Here is a 17,084-nt window from a genome sequence, read left to right as displayed (position 1 = left end):
TTATCACTTGAGGTGATGTGTTCATGCCTATATTGCAGTTATCCGGAAACCTCCTTCGGGGATGTGGAAAAATGGAAGGCTTCAAAAGGGGTAGGTTGCGGGACACGGCTGAGAGCCCATGGCCACCAAGACCCGAAGTCGAAAATCCACGCGCCGTTCAACTGGCGCCCAAGCTGCGAGAAATGTCACCTGTGGACAGACCATGCAGCATGCCCATTCCATGCTTGATTCCGACTCCATGGCTTTGGTATTGGAATCGTTAACCCACAACAATTGGGACCATATTTTCATTGTTGACGAGGAAGGTGCGCCGATGGGACGACTTCATGCTGTTGACTTGCTCAAATTAATCGCTCGCAAGACCGTTAACAGAGACATTGCTTGGATGCATTCCATTCCTGCTCAACAACTGCTGAATCACCCTCCATTGACCGTGAGAGAGGATACGCCACTGCTCAAGGCTGGAGCGTTGATGCTGACCCACGACCTCAACCAACTTGGAGTCGTTGACCGAGACGGAACATTGGTTGGAGTCGTCGGACACAACACACTTGCCAAAGTGATGCCGCGATTTATTCTGTGATCAAATTCCCCAATAACGGTCGGCTTGGGCTTGTTTTGCCTGGAGCGTTCGGACAACGGTCATCACCATCCAAAGCACAACAACCCAAATCAATGGAGTTGTCAAGTCGTCGAGAATCATGTTAACGCTGAATTCGTAAGAGCTCCCTTCGAGGACACGAATGGCGATGTCAAGGGCTGTATTCAGGAAGGAATAGACGACCATACCGAAGACGCTCAGAACAATGAGACTTCCAGAAAACGACCCGCGCTTCAGTCGGAGAAGCATGAATCCTGCTGTAGATGTAAGGAAGGCAATAATAATCCAAGCGAGTGATGAGTGGATCACGTTCAACCATACGACGGACGAGGCAGCTGAATTGACATCTTGCTGGCTGAATGCCCGCCATCCTTCTGCTACTGCAAAGATGGCGCTGAATAGAGTGGCCGTCCAAAGAAGCGAGGAAAACATGGCAGCGTCTGCGTTCTCACGCATTTCCTGAATAACACGGTTAACCGTGGATTCAATTCCTGCACCTTTGCTGAAGATGTACAATCCTAAGACCAAGGGGAGCGCACCGATGACAATTCCTCCAATCTCATTGGGTAGCATGATTCCGAGACCCAAAATCGCCATAACCGCACCGAGAGGAATCATGATTTTTGAACGCCATTTCGGGTCCTCAAGAGCCTTTACGATGTAATAGTAGGTTCCTTCAATACCCTTTGACTGCTTCACGATGATTTTCTGAATGTGGTCAATTCGGACTTGTGATTGGATAATGGGGAGAACGCTTTCATCCTCTGCACCGTCGGTGACAAGAATGGCTTCGTCCGGTTGAAACAGCGAGACAACTTCCTCGAGTTGTGCCGCGACGGCTCGGTCAGAGCGCATTCCAACTTTTTCATCACCGGTAAGGATCGCGATTTCAATTTCGTCTTCTTCTCCCTTGGCTTCAACCAAGGCGTCGTGCTGGGACAATGCTCCAAGAATCGCGTTGGTGTCGCTTTCTTCCGGGTCTGCAATCCCGAGTTTCAAAGCAGCGGTAAGGACTTGCCTTCGACCGACAACAGGGCCTCGAATCGAGGTTTTGATACCAAGGTCGTTGTCCCGGTCAACCGTCAACACAAGAGTTCTCGTCATCGCTTCACCTCCGCTCCTTGTTAGGCCACTGACGACCTTTCATTCAAAACCTTGTGCATTTGTGTCCGCGCTGTGTCCGTTTCTGTCGTCGTGTCGGGAGGCGGATACGGTCAGTTGACTGCTCTCACTTGCACCGATACTGCGTCGTCTTTTCCAGAAGGTGGGTCAGTCCAATCAGCGTCTCCCGGTAGAATGAGGCCAGCGCCTGTTTTGACTAACCTGGAGGCAAGCTCCCTCTGAACCTTTACCAATTCATCCCAGTTGGTGTCTTCATCTTTCCATATCTTCCATCGTTTCAAATCTCGAGAACCACGAACCAGACGCGCGTAGAGTTCCAAATGCAAGCGAGCCGACATTGGCCACCAAACCAAGAACAAGAGGAATACGCCAACCGCTGGCAGATACGTGACGTATTCAAGCAACCAATGGGACAGAAGAAGGGAATTAATCGGACTTGAACCGCTCAGGAGCGACCACGTCATCAATGCGGAAGCAACCATCCACCAAAGTGGAAAGAACACGATGGCAGAGAGAACTTTGATGGTCCCGATGACCGAGGTATCAATGTCTTGCTTTTTCATCGCCCAACTCAGTAGCCCGTTGCCCTTGTATGGGGGATAATTCCCGGCCACTGCGCTCCATGTCACAAGGCCGAACATCCACACAAGCGCCCACAACCAAACTGCAAAGGCCTTGACATAACCCGTAAGCGAGAGTGTTTCTGGGCGAGCATCAACGTCGTAAGGAGTGATGCCCCGCCGCGTTAATTCAGAGAAATGGGCTTCGCAGTCCTCAGCCAATTGTTTGGTTTCCTCAGGCTGGTGAGCCATCATGTATTCCCAGCCTGCGCGCAAGCGTCGGGCGCCCAGAACGGATTCAGCGTAGGTTGGTTTGACCAATTTACCGCCTGCAATCCGGTTTTTTTCAGCGTAAGCAAGACTTCGGCCCTTCCAAATCATGGTGCGCTCATTCCATGAGGTCTTCGACAAATTTGCACGTTGCAATTCAACGTCGATGGCCTTTGTGACGTCATCAATCCACATTCGATCCAAACGGTCCTGTTCAAAGGAATCGTCCACATCGGCCGGTATTGGATTCAAATCCATGACGCGTTCAATAACAACTGCAGCCCGTTCACGGAAGGTGTGAGATTCCGAATAGTGTAGACCAATTGGGACCAATTGTGGCTCCGGCAATCCCTTGTCTTGTGCTTCGCGGCGTGCATGAAGAAGAATCCGTGCTGCCCCAGAACGAATGCGTTTCACGCCCGATTCCGCATGGGTTGTTCCTTCGGGGAAAATCAACACCCGGCCACCATGGGCAAGTTGTACTGACATTTCAGAAAGCATGATGGCGTTTCTTGCTCTTGATGCTTGTTTGTCATTGGAATCTCTAGGCCGCTCAACCGGAACCACTCCCGAAGCCTTCAGTACGCGTCCAAGAAGGGGAATTTTGAACAGTGTGTGTTTGGCAATGGTCGTCAATTTACCCGGAAGGGCTGCAGTCATCAACATCGGATCAATGAGGCCACTTGGATGCCATGTGATGAACAGCAAGCCACCTTCTGGCGGGAGATTCTCGTCATCAACGATGTTGATTTCTCGGAACCAAATGTTGGTCAGAAACCGGTAGAACCGACGGACAATGCGATACGATAGCGGAACCTTTGCCTCTTGGCCCCCAGAGGGGTCTTGCAACCATCGCATGAAGGAGGGAAGTCTACCTTAGTTTTTAGCAACACCTCCGGCGCTGTGAATTCAATCGCCATCAGAGGGGGGGGCGTCTTCTGCGGAGTCATCCGACTGGGCTGATTCCTTTTGAACCGGTTCCGCTGGCTTAGAGGTGAGCCGTTTCCACCGCTGAGTGGCCCGAATATACTTGAGCGGGTGGTCCATCCAGGGTTGGTCACACGTTCGATTGTCTCCAGGGAGTACGGGGCAGTTGTGGTTGATCTTCAGTTTCCCGCACCCAGCAGGAGTGTATTCGTGCTGGTAAACGTGCTCTACTTGATAGGAAGTTGTTGCTTCACTGAAATCCGGAGCACCTCTGAAAAAGCCTACACAGGCCTCTTGAGGAAGAGCCAAAGTCGCCGCCATTGACGCCAAAAAGAGGCGCCCAAAGTGGTTGACGTTGACACCATTGGTGAGTTCTGCGATGATTTTTTGCATGCATGGAGGCCAATCGCTCTCTTCTGCTCCAACCAATGCAATGGCTTCACTGGCTTTATTGGCCATTAAATTTCGAACGATACCGACCGGTTCAGCGAGGCGAACGGCCAAATCTGTCGTGACCTCCGCCATTTTTTCTAGCGCTTCTTGTTCAATGCCTCTTTTGATGCGCTCTCGCAGCAACCGTGCGAGTTTGGCCGACGACGTGTATTGCCGTTCATTATGGAGGGTGACCCAGCCGTCTTTGAGGTCAACGTTGGGGAGGCGCCAGCGATCACCGGTGATTTTAGGACATATTTCGATAAAATCGGGGAGCCCTATTTTCCAAAGGGAGGAATTGCCCTGGCGCAATTGCCGCATGCTCATTGAGGAAGAGGCGAGAGCCACCGAGCCTGTGTTTTGTGAGGCACGTACCGCTTCCGAAATGTAGGTCTCTGCAAGGATGGGGAGATTGATGTCATCTTGGATTAAAAGTTGCTCCGCCCGTGCTGCTTCTGCTTGAGCCCACCTTGCAATCAAGCGTTCATCTTCACTTGCGCAGACGACGAGGCGTGCATAATAGAACGAAAATGCCTCAATAAGCCGGCCTTCTTCAGTGTGGATGTCCCCTCCAACGACCTGAACACCTTCCTTGGATTGTACTGAATCAATCAGTCTAATACGAGCTCGTTGTCGAGCTTTTTCCATCCACGGGCCGTCGAGCAATTCGTTGAGATCAATTGAATGCCGCTGCGCCATATCACGAATCCATTGAGCTGCTTGTGGAAGGAACGGGTAGCGGGCAAACGTAACTTCATCCGTCAAAACTGGGGGTACAGTAGGGACGGGCATGGTCCTACCTCAGCGGCCACGGATTATGAAGTTCAATGTTGGAGATGGTTTCTTGTGGCCGTGACGATTGGAGGCGCCATGGATGAATCACTTCTCACTCAAGTGATTGCCATTCAAAACGATGTACGTGCCGCCTTTGGTTGGTCGTACGAGGACGATGTTCAAAGCGCCAAGGAACTTCAAAAACTGTTCCAATCGGCAACACCGTTTGGTGTTGCGCATTGGTCCAAAGAAGCGCGCCAGCACACCCTTCATCGCATTCAGGGTGAATTGCGCAAGGCTCAGCATGTTGTTTTGGTTGGGGCGGCTGCGGCCAAAAGCGACCTGATGCAGAACTGGCCTGATGGAACCCTATACATCGCTGCCGACGGGGCCGTAGGAGCATTTCCCGAAAGCATCAGTCCTCTTTGTGTCGTTACCGACCTGGACGGTGCAGAACATTTGGACCGAGCGGCATCCGACGGTGCGACCTTGGTGGTCCATGCCCACGGTGACAATCAACATCGGTGGGAGAAACTCATGCCTCAGTGGGCTGAACACGGGCAACCTCAGTTGGTGTTAACCCATCAAACCAATGAATCCTACGACGGCATGCACAATCCAGGAGGGTTTACCGACGGTGACCGCGCAGCCTGCTTGCTTCACTGGTTAGGCATTGACCTGAATAAAGTAGAATTAATCGGGTTTACAACCGGTCGAGTTGGTCCGTGGTCTGGAAGTACCGACGAAGAACAAAAAATGAGAAAACTGAATTGGATGAGGACAATCTTAGAATGCTTAAATGACGGCTTTAGCCGTTTTATCGGTGTCAAATAGGCTCCTTTGAACAAGCGTTCCTTTTCTTGCCCCAGAACATAAACCTATGAAGGTGAAGAATGGTTCACTGGCTATGACGAAGCGGAATCCGTGGGTAAATCCAGTCATGTGGTTCGTCGCAGTTCTCGTCGTTAACAGCCTGTGGTCTGCGGTCGCTTCGCAAGAAGCTCCCAACGAAGTCAACTCCCCCTCACAAACTCAAACCTACCGAGAAGTCGTCGTTGCCCCCGTAGCCGATCTTGACAGAGCCTTGCCCGCGAGGATGGCGGTCACCTTCACCGCCGGCAGTACTGATTCAGGAGAAATTGGGTATTCGATTCTCCTCAACAATCAGACGGAAATAACTTCGTGGAACGGTGATTTAGGCGAAGAAGTCCCTCAATGGAACGGTGAACTATCACCCGGCACCTACACCATCGAAACGGTCACAGATGAAGGGATCGTAGCCCAACAAGAACTCTACATCAAACCCTTTGCAGCATATCAACTGGAAGGGCACATCCTTCTCAGTTTGCTTCTCGTTGGCTTTGCTTTTGCAGAACAAGGCGTAAGAGCCCTGGCAGGTCGGCTCCAAAGCACCGGTAAACAGCAACCAGTTGAACGAACACCGTTCAAGCGCATTGCGAAAGGAATGCCCGAATTGGACCAGCTCCCAGAGCACGACTCCCCGTGGAGAGAACCGCTCCGCTGAATCAAAGGAAATCGGACAACGACAATTGTTTTGCTCGGTCGTTATTGAACAACGAATCGACGCTATCAGCGAGCCACTCAACGTTTTGCCTGGTGTAGGTGTCTACGCCATAATGGTCCATAACGAAACGAGTGACCTTGATGTATTTACGAACTGCACCTTCTGAAACGGTCAAGGCAAGATTGCCTCCACATAAATCCCCTTCCGACTTGGCTACACCAACGCTTGAGAGTCCTCTGCCCTTTGCCTTCTCCGGCTGAATGCACTTCCCTGAAAGAGGCATTCTACGATACGAATGAGCGCATTTCAAGCAACGAACCTTTTGGCGACCGTATGCATTCAAATTACCTCGTAAATCGGGGAGGAAGTGAGAACGTACCACGCTTGAGGCAACCGTTCTGACATCAACACCACGAAGGCGATGACCAAGAGCAAGTTGACCGTTCATTTTGTCGATCATGGTTTCCAGAGTCTTGTATGCTGAAAGTGCTGGGCCTTCATCGATGGAATGACAGTCATGCGTGTAACCGTACCCCCGAACTGCCGCAATACTTCCAAGACGACGTTCTACGAAATCCATTCGGTGAGCGATGGTTTTTGGATGGGGTTGATTGAGCGTTGTTTCATAGAAATCTCGTTCATAGAACCACCCTGAATCAACGTTCAAGGCCTCTTTGTCAACTTCTGTGGGGTTGAGGCGAGTCGTCAACACCAATGGGGCATCCATTTGACCACCACGGTTTGCAGGAAGGATTTCTCTGCTGAAGTTCAACAGACCGTCCATCAAGAGCATAATGGCGTCTTCATCACCATCGCAGTTTCTTCGCTTGGCTGCGTGGAAGAGCGGGTGAGCATAACCGCCTGAACAATCCGCCCATCCGATGATACGAGAAAGAACACCTCCGCTGGTGTGGGGTGCAAGAGCGCAGATGAGATGACCAACCAAGTCATCGGGCTTCGTCACGTTGTAATACGGTTCAGTCTTGTAGTACCTTACCAGCAATTCATCGATGTAACGGGCGGTGCGAACAAAGAAGTCACCTGCATTCTTTGCTACGATGAAATCTTGTGGGAAGATTTCCAACACCTGTTCATCGTCTTGCAGGGGCTCTCCGAGATAATCATGCGTGTATCCAAGGTTGTGGAGTTTTTTCCAAGGAACCTCAATTTCCCGTGGGCGGAAATGCGTGACTGGCACGTCGCTCATGTCGTACCGGACCGTTCCATCTCTGAACACAGGCAGATCATGCTTTGCTCTGAGGATGCCTTTTTCGATGGCTTCTGGAGTTTGATCCCGACTGCTGAGCTTTTTCATACACTTCACTTGATTCGGTAGACGATCAATGCCAAGGCGAATGCGTGCATCCTCCACCATCGTATCAATTCGAACCGTTTGAACTTCTCCTCGGCGGCGTGAATTGGCTTTAGCAGACGTCATTTTCGTAGAACCTTCACAAGCCTCACCTGGGCGTCCCTCGCCAAAATCATCTTTTGAACGGTGGTGGCATCGCAAAAATGGCGATTCCTTTCCACATTTACTGCATACCCGTCGACCAAGTTGAATGCGAATTGAACTTTTGTCAATAGCATGGCTGAGAAGGCGTTGATTGCCCCCGTTGAGTTCGATCGGGAACAGCGCATTTGTTCTGGGATTCATGACACGAGGCGCCGCTTTTTCTGGACGGCCCATCCGACAACCCACGCGAACAGGAGCGCTGTGCTCCCACCTGAATTCCGACAGCATACGCACCAGTGGAAGAATTCCATCGACGGCGTGATCGTCTTCCAACCGCTGCGCTGAGAGGTAAGCCTGTTTGTCCTTCGGACCTTCATCGGGGATCGATGCCGCGGCTTCGCGTCCGACTTTATCGGTTTCAGCAATTCCCAGGCCGCGTTGACGCGCCCCGGTTTCGGAAGCAATGCGAATGGTCGCTCGCTCTTTTTCCAATTGAGACAGCCGCTCCCGCTCTTCGTCGAGAATGACCTTGGCTTCTTTCAGTTGATTCAGGCGGTCGTACGCCACCTTGTGGCCGTCCTTCAATCGTAACGGTTGATCCCCTTCAATACCGAAGCCAAAGCCTTCCAGGGCTGCGGGCCAGCCAGCAGTAATGACCAAATCATCCCCGTCATGATGATGAGGAAGTCCCAAAATCATGGCTGTAGCCTTGGCCATGCCGTGTTGGATAAGAGCCCAGCCCTCAGGAACAGATGAATGGAAGACCGAGGGTTCAGGCCGCAGTGGAAGGCCGGGTGGTGATGCTTGGTCCAATTCCGGAGTTGTCTCGGGTTGCAATTCCTCTAATTTGTTCGCATCCCACCCGCGAACACCACCTGCAATTCGGAGTTGTTGAACGTGAGGCATGGGGAAGGTCTGAACGTCATCAGCCAACGGTTGAACCGAATGAGAAACCACGCCGATTGGCTCAATCACAGCCTCAGCAAACATGGTCAAAACCGGCGGAAGCCACTCAAGGGGAAGGTCGAGGAACCAAGGGTTGTGAGGAGGGGGTAGCGATGTTGCAAAGCGGCGAGATATGGTTTTAGCAGCCTCCCAATCAACCGTAGTATTACGCAGTTTTTGATGCCATCTTCGTCGGACATGATACTGAGCGTCTCCGTCTTCAGCCTCCGATGGATGAATGCCTGGGCACCCTTCGGGCCAATCGCTTCGGTTACCGCCTAAAATTGAAACAAAGGCCTCGACATCATCGGAATGGGTCAGTCCTTCAATCAAATCACTGGCCCACCAATCGGTACAATACCCGGCTGGAACCAAATTTTTGTTGTTCTCCATGAATTCTCCATATCCAATAACAAGTTCCCCATTGTCCCAAATTTGCTTGACCTTGCCCCGGACACGAGCGAAACTTGGTGCATCATCAAATCGTGCAAAGCGACCGTCATCAAGGACGACCCAAGGTCCGTCGGTTTCGTCGGATGGAGTGATGGCGCATGCCTTTCCAGGTCGTTCGATTTTCATTTGCGTCCCGATGGTGATGAAATCGTCCAAGGCCAACATTGAGGCGGGGTTGGTTGAGGCAGCGGCCAAACCCGACGGGCGAGCACGCCCGTATCGGAGTCGGAACCCACCGGCTTGTAACGGGCCGCCAAATACTGGACGCCCAGCAATGATGTCCTTCATGAATTTTGTAATGGGTGGGACTTTTCTGGACTTGAACACCTCACCTTCTTCGGTTTGCTTTTCCTTTCCACGGGAGGCGAATTTGGAAATGAAATCCCACCCGGGCACGTTAAGGCGCTCGGTGTGCTTCTGAATTTTGGGAGCCTTGAGGCACATTCCTTCTCCGATCACAAGCAAGACACCCCCGCGTATTCTGGCTTCGTCAATGTTACGAACTCGCCCGTATCCAGCGCATTCGATGCGTTCGGTTGATTCGCCGTTGATCATCACCGGACAAGCGCGTACAATTTCGTCAATCTCGTTGGGCGATGGGCGGTATTGGAGGTTCCCTCGGTAGAGCCCAAACTCTTCTTTCACTCGCTCTACTTCTGGGTCGGTTGGCTGATAATGGCCCACGTTAAGTTCCCGGCGAATCATGTCAGCAATCAGCACAGCGAGTGCTTGTGCAGTCCCTCCTGCGGCCCGAATAGGCCCTGCGAAATGGACGGACACAAATTGCGAACCGTCGACGTTGTTGAGAAGTCGAACCTCGCTAATACCCTCCAATGGAGCGACCAAAACCGCTTCGGTAAGAATCGCAAGTCCTACCCTTAACCCCACGTCGATGGCTGTCTGTAAATCATAACCCTGCTCTCGAAACCCTCTTGCAACGGACTGCGCCATCATGATGGAGGTGGTTTCACGGTCATGCTCATCGAGCATGACTCTGATGTCTTCTGCGACTTCATACCCTTGGAGGTGTTCAACCAGAAGTTTCTCGGTTCGTCCAGCAAGGTCTGCTGCGCGGGGAATCTCAACGTGGTCGCGGTAATCATACCCCAAAGAACGGACGCTTTCTGCGATTTGATAGGCGTCGTCAGCGCGTTCGTCCATCCATTGATGGTAAACTTCCATTTCATGCTCTAAACGAGGGATATCGAGGCCGAGCAATGGATTATGCTCGGTCGTTTTTCCGTCGTTCTTCGCCTCCGCCATCGTCGCTCATTTTCTCTTATTGGCGACCCTTTATCATCAACACGGTGTACTTTGAAGGAGCATGTCGTGGATGAAAAATCGAGGTAAGGAAAGTTCATGGCGTGAAGTCCTAACCCTTCATCATGGCCGTTCACGAAAGCGTTCTCGCTCACCCTCAGTGGAACCGACTTGCTGCATTGGTTCACGACCTGGCATTCCTTGACGGCGGCAGTGATGATGCGTTTACACTCGCCAGCGGAAGGAACTCACGCTGGTTTTTTGATACCAAGCCAGTGATGATGCACCCGGAAGCTGCCGGCATCCTCGGGGCCCTCCTCAACGTGCGGATGAAATCCCTTGAAGCTGACTTTGTGGGTGGATTAGAACTCGGCGCAGTCCCGCTCACAGCAATTGTCATCACCTCACCTGATGCAACTCCTGCACTGCGTGGATTCATGGTCAGGAAGGAACCCAAAGGCCGAGGTGGGCGTAAGACCAACAACCCGCCTGGAATCGAAGGCTCTTCGTTGGACGGAGGCGGAAGGGTTGTCGTTGTTGAAGACGTCACAACCACCGGCGGTTCATCGATCAAGGCTGTTGAACGAATTCATGCCGATACAGAATGTCAAGTGGTCGCAGTCATCAGCATCGTGGACCGAGAAGAAGGAGCGGAGGAAGCGTTTGCCGAAGCCGGCATTCACTTCGAGAGTTTGCTAACCCGAAGTCACATCGCTACTTTGTGAGGATTTTGAATGCATACAGTTCTTGACCCGTCGCTCGTTGACGAGGAGGGGTTAACCGAACAAGCACAGGACAAAACCGCCCCTCGCGGGATGCGCTTCTATCATGCAAAGGACGGGAAACCGCTCTCAACGCCCTGGCAGGTGGCTACAGCCCGGTCCATGATGCTCAGCCAGTGCGACCTTGCAGAGGGCCTCATTGTGGATTGTGCCTGCGGTAGCGGCCTTCAACTTGCAGCACATGCATCCGTCCTCAGCAGACCTGCTGTTGGCATTGAACTCTCTCCACAGCGCGCTCAAGCCAGTGCAAAAAACCTACACATCGTCGCACGCCAACAAAAAGCAGAACAAAAGCGATGGTTCAGAGAAAGCAGAATCCTTTCAGGTGACGGAACCGATGCTTCGGGGGCTTTGTCTGCTTTGGAGGTGGATTCAAAGAACGCCGTAGCCTTGCTTCACCTCGACCCGGCTCGCCCTCGCAACAGTAGAACGCACGGGCTGGATGAAATGCAACCTCGCTTGGACGCAGTGTTTTCCGCTTGGGCTCCGTATTTTGCCGATCACCCCCGTGGGCCAGGACTGCTCTTGGACCTCTCGCCTCGTTTGACTTCAAGCCAGCGTAACGAGGTAGAAGGGTTGGTCGACAGCGTCTGGCCGAACATTGAACGCACGTGGGTTTGGACCTCTCGTGGGCGTGGTCGCGTGGACCGCCTGGCATTATGGCTCGGAGCAGCCTCCTCGAAGAACACCGCTCGTCGATTTGTTCGAATTCCACCCAAACTCGGAGACCGGCCGTTGATCCTTTCAACTTCGGGCAAGGACAACGGCGATTCTGCACTCCCGAAACAACTGATTCACCCCCCAAAAAGAGGCGAATACGTGAGTATTTTGGACGCGGCCCTGCTCGAAAGCGGTTTGGTTGGCGCTCTGGCTTGAGGAAGTGTCGAAGGAATCCATGAAAAGATGGGCCAGCGTAGAAGGGCGCCGCCCTCAGTTGCACCACGAACATCCCTTGCGTTTAGGAGATGAGCGCAATGGCTTGTTGGTCCAAGCAACGGGTCGGGTCGTAGAGTTGATTCGCGAACCGCTCTCCGATGATACCGTTGACGGATTGGTCAAAATCGCATTGGAGCATAACATGAAATCGCTGACCCTCCGCCTCAACTTGGACCCCGCTGACCAACCCAAATGGCAGGGCTCGCTTGACCGCCAATTGAGTCGGAGGCACGGGGAACGAGATGGTTTCGTAACCCAGCATCCGAACGGCGATGTCTTGCTGTTGTGCGTTTGTCATTCAGATTCGTGAACAACCCACCTCTCAAATCATACCTTTTGAGACTCAGTGGCGCGAATGTGACCATCGCGGTCTTCATATACGGGAGGCAAGTCGGAGGCCTGCTTGACACTATGTGTAAGCGTTGAGGTGAAAGAACATGGCACGACCAAAGGATGAGGAGCTAGGAGAAGACTTCTCGTATATCCTACGTATGGCAGATACCGATATGGACGGACTTAAGCCCCTGGCTACCGCCCTAACCTCAGTCAAGGGAGTCGGTCACCGAACCGCCACTCAGATCTGTAAGAACACAGGCTTTGACGCTCACCAACTCGCTGGCTTCCTTTCGGTTGAGCAACAAGAAGAACTACGCTTGGCCATTGAGAACTACGCTGAAAAGGCACCGTTGTGGATGCTTAACCGGCAACGTGACCTCGAGACCGGCGACGAAATTCACCTCACCGGCCAACAAGTTCGATTTACTCTCGAAGACGATGTTAACCGTCTTCGTACCATGAAGTGTTACCGTGGTGTACGCCACGCATCGGGCAACAAGGTCCGTGGACAGCGCGGACGTTCAAACGGCCGTGGTGGACTCACCCTTGGTGTGAGCCGAAAGAAGGCATGAGGAGGAATGATGTATGGGAGAGCCAAAGTTTTCACGACCTAAATTTGACACACCTTCCCACCCGTGGAAGGCTGGACGAATTGAAGAAGAACACGCTATCAAGGCCAATCATGGCCTCAAGAACATGCGTGAAATCTGGAAGGCAAAGTCCCAACTTCGCCGTCATCGACGCCAAGCTATGCGCTTGATCGGTACAGTGGACACAACCGAAGGCCACGGAAAGCGTGAGATGGATGACTTGCTTCATTCCCTTTACAAGAAAGGACTCATTGAATCCAATGCTAGCCTTGACGACATTCTGTCTCTTGGTACCGAAGAAATCCTTAGCCGACGACTCCAAGCTCAAGTGTATTACAAAGGTCTGGCATGCTCAATGAAGCAAGCTCGCCAACTCGTAACCCACGGACAAATCTGTGTTGGAGAGCAAAAGGTCTCCATTCCTTCGTACCCGGTTTCTCGTGACGAAGAAGGCGATTTGCGCTACCACCCATCCTCTCCTCTTAACAACCCAGAACACGCCATTCGCAAAGCCATTGAAGGCCGCCGTGAATCCGCAGAATACGAAGAGGATGAAGTTGACCCCGTCGCTACACCAGAATTTGCTGAAGAAGTTCAAGCAGCTGGTGAAGCCGCAAACGCAGAAGGAGGTGCTGAGTGATGTCCCGCAAAGCTATCGTCAACATCTTCAGTTCATACAACAACATTCTAATGACCGCTACCGACCTTACCGGAGCCGAGACCATCATCACCTGTAACGGTGGCGAAGTCGTCAAGGCAGGAAAGGACAAGGGTGGACAATTCGCAGCAACTCGCTCTGCAGAACGTCTTGCAGACGCACTTCGCGAGAAAGAATTTACAGAACTTATCGTCAAATACCGAGCCCCAGGAGGCAACCTCTCCAACAACACAGGGCCCGGTGCACAAGCGGCTATCCGAGCCTTGACCCGTGCTGGTATGACCATCTCTCGTATTGAGGATGTCACACCAATCGCTCACGACGGCACCAAGAAGAAAGGTGGACGTCGTGGACGCCGTGTCTGATGAAAACAGGTGATTACCATGAAGACAGAAATCGTAGAAGGCTGGCCTCGAGGTCATGAAATCCGAATCCTGCTCAGTGAAACTGATGCTGCACAAGTCAACGCTATTCGCCGTGCTCTCATTGCAGATGTGCCCAAACTAGCGATCACACGAGTCGACTTCTCACAAGGTGTTACTCAAGACAACAAAGGCGACGTCGTGGAATCCGTGAACGTTTTGCCCGATGAAGTTCTTGCACACCGACTGGCCATGATCCCCATCCCAACACATCCTGAAGAAGGCCTCGTCTTCCCTGAGGATTGTGAAAACTGCCGGGATGTCGTTGAAAAGGACAAGGGTTGCCCAATGTGTCAAGTTCTTTACACCCTTTCAGCACGTGGACCAGCCGCAGATTCTGATGAGCCTTACAAGACCGTTTATGCTGGAGACATTACCACCATTTCCGACCCTGTCTTTGACATCCTTCCAGAACACAAGCAAATTCCACTGACGCTCCTTGCAGCAGGACAATTCCTTGAATTCTATGCATTCGCAGTTCTCGGCCGAGGCCGAGACCATGCAAAATGGACCCCTGCAGCAGCGGTTGGTTTCCGACCACAGCAAGTTGCCGTCCTCAAGAAGCCAAAGAAGGCAAGCATTCTCTTTGACTTGGGACTCAAAACCTCCGACGGCTCCGCTATTGATGCAAAGTTGTTCGGCAAGGATAAGAAAATCACCAACATCAATCACGTTATTGACCTTGAGAAGGCACTTCACCAAGTTGGTCAAGGCACTGGCCGTGATGGCGACTTTGATGATGCTATCGTCATGGAGACCATTGACAACGCCTATGTGTTCTCGTACGAGACCGATGGAAGTTTGGACCCGGTCACCGCCTTCAACATGGCACTTAGTGAACTCAACCAACGCTTCGTCGACCTCGGTGAAGACTTGAAATCAGCATTGGCTTGAAGCCAATACTCACACAGCCTTCTTGACAGGTGGCTTCGTCTCCGTAACAGGGTGAGCCATTGATTGAACATCGCAGTGGAGGTCACATCACCCTCTTGTTTTCAATTGACAAGACGCCTCGTTTGCCCCGCTCACAAGGAAGTCTTGGGGCTGGCTTTACCATTCTCCATGGCGTCACTATCAAAGCACGTCTTGTGCAAAGTGAACACCCCTCCTCAGAACCTCAAGCCGGGAGTCAACCTGAAGGAAAACAACCTCATGCTGAAAACGCTCAAGTTCACCTGAGCATCACGGACGCAAGCGGCCGGGCTGTAGAGGACTCCAACCTGTATCTTGACTTGATTCAAGGGTGCAGAGAAGCGACTTTGCTACGACCTCATGAAGGTCTTGAAGCCGAAATCAGTATTGAATGCCCTCTCAGCCAGGGGTTTGGTATGTCCGCAGCTGGATTGATGGCGATGGGAAATGTTCTCCATCGGTTAACAGGCCGTGGGCGTTTGAATCAATATTACAAAATCGCTCACAGGATTGAGCGCCAGCACGGCTCAGGGCTTGGCGACGTACTGGGAGCCTCTGTTGGCGGTGTCGAATTACGATTGCAACCAGGAGCGCCTGGATGGCCAGGTCAGGCCGTAAGTTTCGCAGCAGATATTCCAGTGTTGCTTGTTTGGGATGGAGGAAGTGCGAAACACACGTCCGATTACATCGACAATCCAGAATGGCAGCGCTCCATAACCCAAGCAGGAATGTCATGCATGGAAACGCTGAGAGTTGGCGAATGGGGGAACGGAAGATGGAAGGATTTGCTTCAACAATCGCAACAATTTGCTCAACAATCCGGTATGATGGACGAGGCGGTCCGAGCAGAGCTGCACAGAAAGGTCGCCACCACTTTGGTTGAGATGGAACTTCAAGGCCGTCTTGCTGTTCGATTGTGCATGTTGGGGACGTCCGTAGCAGTCCTGCCCCGAACGTTGGAAGATGTGCCTGACACCGAAGAATATGAGCGGCTTGCAGCGCTTCTCCAAGAGGCTGGAAGGGGCGTATTGCTTACCGGTGTTGCCCCAATGACTACGACTCGTCAAAAGCAGAGAGATCAAGAGGACTAGCATCCAGCATTGTTACGCCAGGGATGTAGAGGTTTTCAGAAAATCCATGTCGGTAAACAATAGCACCGCTTCCCCACTCATCGATGTATCGAAGCATCTGCTTCTTGGTTTTCTTTCGTTGAAAGTCAACGTCACCGCCATAGAAGTGTTTTGCATCAATCCAGGCAACTGGCCGGCCATTGATAATGACATGATCTAGGAACAACAAGTCGGGAGTGCGAATGGGTCGGCCATGCTCAGCCATCTGTTCCGCAACCATCTCGGGTTGGCGTCGAATTCGAACTCCTTGAGCCTCAAACCAGTCAGCGAGGATGTCTTCAAACAAATCGGCTCTCACCTGAGTCTCTGATTGGTCTACATTTGAAACTCTGTCCGCTGCTTCTGCTGACTCAAACTCGTCTTGTTCTCGTTGCTTCATTGATGTGGGTGAACGAAGGCTTTCCTTGATCTTCTTTTTCGACCAGCCGTTGGCTTCCAGTACAACGCGAAAGACGTTCATGGGTGGGAAATCAAAATCCTTGGACAGTTCTACAATCGTGGTACCTTCCCTGTATTTTGCAGCCATTTTCTTGGCTTTGGACTTCAATTTACCGTGAGAATAAACCGTCTTTTGTTGAAGGAGAGCGGAGCGGAGTGAAAGTGCCTGGTCAAGGGACATGTTCTGCCCTTCAACAAAGACCGCAATCTCCTCCAATCGTTCGTCTTCAACCCATCCAAATTCCCCACGGCGCATAACCGCTCCAGCCACTTGTTCTTCTGATGCGAGCGGGACGGGGGACAACGTCCAATCAAAGGAGAATGTCCGAGGCTCTTCCATTTCAGTGGGAAATCCCATCGGGGATGGCTTGGATGAAAAGCGTTGATTTGCCTTCCCATCCATTGTTTTTACTTCGGAGAGATGCCGTTCTTCAAGTGCAGATTTACGGGTACTTCCGTATCTCTTTTTTTGGTTGGAACGGTGCGGTGACCGTCGATCCCGAGAACCTTGACGACCCATGAACCTCCATCAACGGCGACACTCCTTGAAACCTC

The 17,084-nt window shown here is 52.0% G+C and carries 16 protein-coding genes; 11 read left to right on the top strand and 5 right to left on the bottom strand.

The features are described 5' to 3' along the window. Positions 1-118 precede the first annotated feature (118 nt). Positions 119-583, top strand: coding sequence for a CBS domain-containing protein (locus AAA857_RS03975; protein WP_338173354.1), 465 nt, complete (start codon positions 119-121; stop codon positions 581-583). On the opposite strand, the gene AAA857_RS03970 is transcribed toward AAA857_RS03975, so the two are convergent. The 3 genes from AAA857_RS03970 to AAA857_RS03960 all read right to left on the bottom strand — a co-directional run bounded on the left by AAA857_RS03970 (position 584) and on the right by AAA857_RS03960 (position 4,704). After that, complete coding sequence (locus AAA857_RS03970) at positions 584-1,705, bottom strand: DUF373 family protein (RefSeq protein WP_338173351.1); 1,122 nt, start codon at positions 1,703-1,705, stop codon at positions 584-586. It abuts the gene before it with no gap. A gap of 110 nt (positions 1,706-1,815) precedes the next feature. After that, positions 1,816-3,411 (bottom strand): 1-acyl-sn-glycerol-3-phosphate acyltransferase, encoded by a 1,596-nt coding sequence (locus AAA857_RS03965; protein WP_338173349.1) that lies wholly within the window; start codon positions 3,409-3,411, stop codon positions 1,816-1,818. A 51-nt stretch (positions 3,412-3,462) separates the two neighbouring features. Beyond that, positions 3,463-4,704 (bottom strand): hypothetical protein, encoded by a 1,242-nt coding sequence (locus AAA857_RS03960; RefSeq protein WP_338173347.1) that lies wholly within the window; start codon positions 4,702-4,704, stop codon positions 3,463-3,465. Between the two features lie 78 nt (positions 4,705-4,782). Here AAA857_RS03960 and AAA857_RS03955 point away from each other — a divergent pair, with 78 nt between their 5' ends. Both AAA857_RS03955 and AAA857_RS03950 read left to right on the top strand, forming a co-directional pair. Beyond that, positions 4,783-5,520, top strand: a complete 738-nt coding sequence (locus AAA857_RS03955) for a hypothetical protein (protein WP_338173346.1) — start codon at positions 4,783-4,785, stop codon at positions 5,518-5,520. Between the two features lie 73 nt (positions 5,521-5,593). After that, the gene (locus tag AAA857_RS03950) at positions 5,594-6,211 is read left to right on the top strand and encodes a hypothetical protein (protein WP_338173344.1); all 618 of its coding nucleotides are present in this window, start codon (positions 5,594-5,596) and stop codon (positions 6,209-6,211) included. Between the two features lies 1 nt (position 6,212). Here AAA857_RS03950 and AAA857_RS03945 read toward each other — a convergent pair whose 3' ends face one another. Continuing rightward, positions 6,213-10,328 (bottom strand): hypothetical protein, encoded by a 4,116-nt coding sequence (locus tag AAA857_RS03945; RefSeq protein WP_338173343.1) that lies wholly within the window; start codon positions 10,326-10,328, stop codon positions 6,213-6,215. A 122-nt stretch (positions 10,329-10,450) separates the two neighbouring features. On the opposite strand from AAA857_RS03945, the gene pyrE reads away from it, so the two are divergent. The 8 genes from pyrE to AAA857_RS03905 all read left to right on the top strand — a co-directional run bounded on the left by pyrE (position 10,451) and on the right by AAA857_RS03905 (position 16,052). Then, entirely contained in the window at positions 10,451-11,050 is a 600-nt protein-coding gene (gene pyrE, locus AAA857_RS03940; RefSeq protein WP_338173341.1) for an orotate phosphoribosyltransferase, read from the top strand. A gap of 9 nt (positions 11,051-11,059) precedes the next feature. Then, positions 11,060-11,983 carry a hypothetical protein gene (locus AAA857_RS03935; protein ID WP_338173339.1) on the top strand — a complete coding sequence of 308 codons (924 nt, stop codon included), beginning with the start codon at positions 11,060-11,062 and terminating at the stop codon, positions 11,981-11,983. A gap of 19 nt (positions 11,984-12,002) precedes the next feature. Beyond that, positions 12,003-12,353, top strand: coding sequence for a hypothetical protein (locus AAA857_RS03930; RefSeq protein ID WP_338173337.1), 351 nt, complete (start codon positions 12,003-12,005; stop codon positions 12,351-12,353). 127 nt (positions 12,354-12,480) lie between these two features. Then, positions 12,481-12,951 carry a 30S ribosomal protein S13 gene (locus AAA857_RS03925; protein WP_338173335.1) on the top strand — a complete coding sequence of 157 codons (471 nt, stop codon included), beginning with the start codon at positions 12,481-12,483 and terminating at the stop codon, positions 12,949-12,951. A gap of 13 nt (positions 12,952-12,964) precedes the next feature. Next, entirely contained in the window at positions 12,965-13,609 is a 645-nt protein-coding gene (locus AAA857_RS03920; protein ID WP_338173333.1) for a 30S ribosomal protein S4, read from the top strand. Next, positions 13,609-13,992 (top strand): 30S ribosomal protein S11, encoded by a 384-nt coding sequence (gene rpsK / locus AAA857_RS03915; RefSeq protein ID WP_338173331.1) that lies wholly within the window; start codon positions 13,609-13,611, stop codon positions 13,990-13,992. Before AAA857_RS03920 ends, rpsK begins: the two co-directional genes overlap by 1 nt. Positions 13,993-14,010: 18 nt before the next feature. Further along, complete coding sequence (locus AAA857_RS03910) at positions 14,011-14,943, top strand: DNA-directed RNA polymerase subunit D (protein ID WP_338173329.1); 933 nt, start codon at positions 14,011-14,013, stop codon at positions 14,941-14,943. 59 nt (positions 14,944-15,002) lie between these two features. After that, on the top strand, positions 15,003-16,052 hold the full coding sequence (locus tag AAA857_RS03905; protein ID WP_338173327.1) for a hypothetical protein: 1,050 nt from the start codon (positions 15,003-15,005) through the stop codon (positions 16,050-16,052). On the opposite strand, the gene AAA857_RS03900 is transcribed toward AAA857_RS03905, so the two are convergent. Continuing rightward, positions 16,015-17,049 (bottom strand): TPD domain-containing protein, encoded by a 1,035-nt coding sequence (locus AAA857_RS03900; protein WP_338173325.1) that lies wholly within the window; start codon positions 17,047-17,049, stop codon positions 16,015-16,017. The genes AAA857_RS03905 and AAA857_RS03900 overlap by 38 nt on opposite strands. Positions 17,050-17,084: the final 35 nt, after the last annotated feature.

Source organism: Candidatus Poseidonia alphae (genome assembly GCF_943787815.1).
Classification (GTDB): domain Archaea; phylum Thermoplasmatota; class Poseidoniia; order Poseidoniales; family Poseidoniaceae; genus Poseidonia; species Poseidonia alphae.
The sequence above is the reverse complement of the archived record's forward strand: the minus strand, read 5'-3'. Positions and strand labels throughout refer to the sequence as shown.

What these genes read in the sequence shown, in the direction of transcription:
- AAA857_RS03975 (WP_338173354.1), top strand. Translation starts at nt 119, where the DNA reads ATGGCCACCAAGACCCGAAGTCGAAAATCCACGCGCCGTTCAACTGGC.
- AAA857_RS03970 (WP_338173351.1), bottom strand. Translation starts at nt 1,705, where the DNA reads ATGACGAGAACTCTTGTGTTGACGGTTGACCGGGACAACGACCTTGGT.
- AAA857_RS03965 (WP_338173349.1), bottom strand. Translation starts at nt 3,411, where the DNA reads ATGCGATGGTTGCAAGACCCCTCTGGGGGCCAAGAGGCAAAGGTTCCG.
- AAA857_RS03960 (WP_338173347.1), bottom strand. Translation starts at nt 4,704, where the DNA reads ATGCCCGTCCCTACTGTACCCCCAGTTTTGACGGATGAAGTTACGTTT.
- AAA857_RS03955 (WP_338173346.1), top strand. Translation starts at nt 4,783, where the DNA reads ATGGATGAATCACTTCTCACTCAAGTGATTGCCATTCAAAACGATGTA.
- AAA857_RS03950 (WP_338173344.1), top strand. Translation starts at nt 5,594, where the DNA reads ATGACGAAGCGGAATCCGTGGGTAAATCCAGTCATGTGGTTCGTCGCA.
- AAA857_RS03945 (WP_338173343.1), bottom strand. Translation starts at nt 10,328, where the DNA reads ATGGCGGAGGCGAAGAACGACGGAAAAACGACCGAGCATAATCCATTG.
- pyrE (WP_338173341.1), top strand. Translation starts at nt 10,451, where the DNA reads ATGGCCGTTCACGAAAGCGTTCTCGCTCACCCTCAGTGGAACCGACTT.
- AAA857_RS03935 (WP_338173339.1), top strand. Translation starts at nt 11,060, where the DNA reads ATGCATACAGTTCTTGACCCGTCGCTCGTTGACGAGGAGGGGTTAACC.
- AAA857_RS03930 (WP_338173337.1), top strand. Translation starts at nt 12,003, where the DNA reads ATGAAAAGATGGGCCAGCGTAGAAGGGCGCCGCCCTCAGTTGCACCAC.
- AAA857_RS03925 (WP_338173335.1), top strand. Translation starts at nt 12,481, where the DNA reads ATGGCACGACCAAAGGATGAGGAGCTAGGAGAAGACTTCTCGTATATC.
- AAA857_RS03920 (WP_338173333.1), top strand. Translation starts at nt 12,965, where the DNA reads ATGGGAGAGCCAAAGTTTTCACGACCTAAATTTGACACACCTTCCCAC.
- rpsK (WP_338173331.1), top strand. Translation starts at nt 13,609, where the DNA reads ATGTCCCGCAAAGCTATCGTCAACATCTTCAGTTCATACAACAACATT.
- AAA857_RS03910 (WP_338173329.1), top strand. Translation starts at nt 14,011, where the DNA reads ATGAAGACAGAAATCGTAGAAGGCTGGCCTCGAGGTCATGAAATCCGA.
- AAA857_RS03900 (WP_338173325.1), bottom strand. Translation starts at nt 17,049, where the DNA reads ATGGGTCGTCAAGGTTCTCGGGATCGACGGTCACCGCACCGTTCCAAC.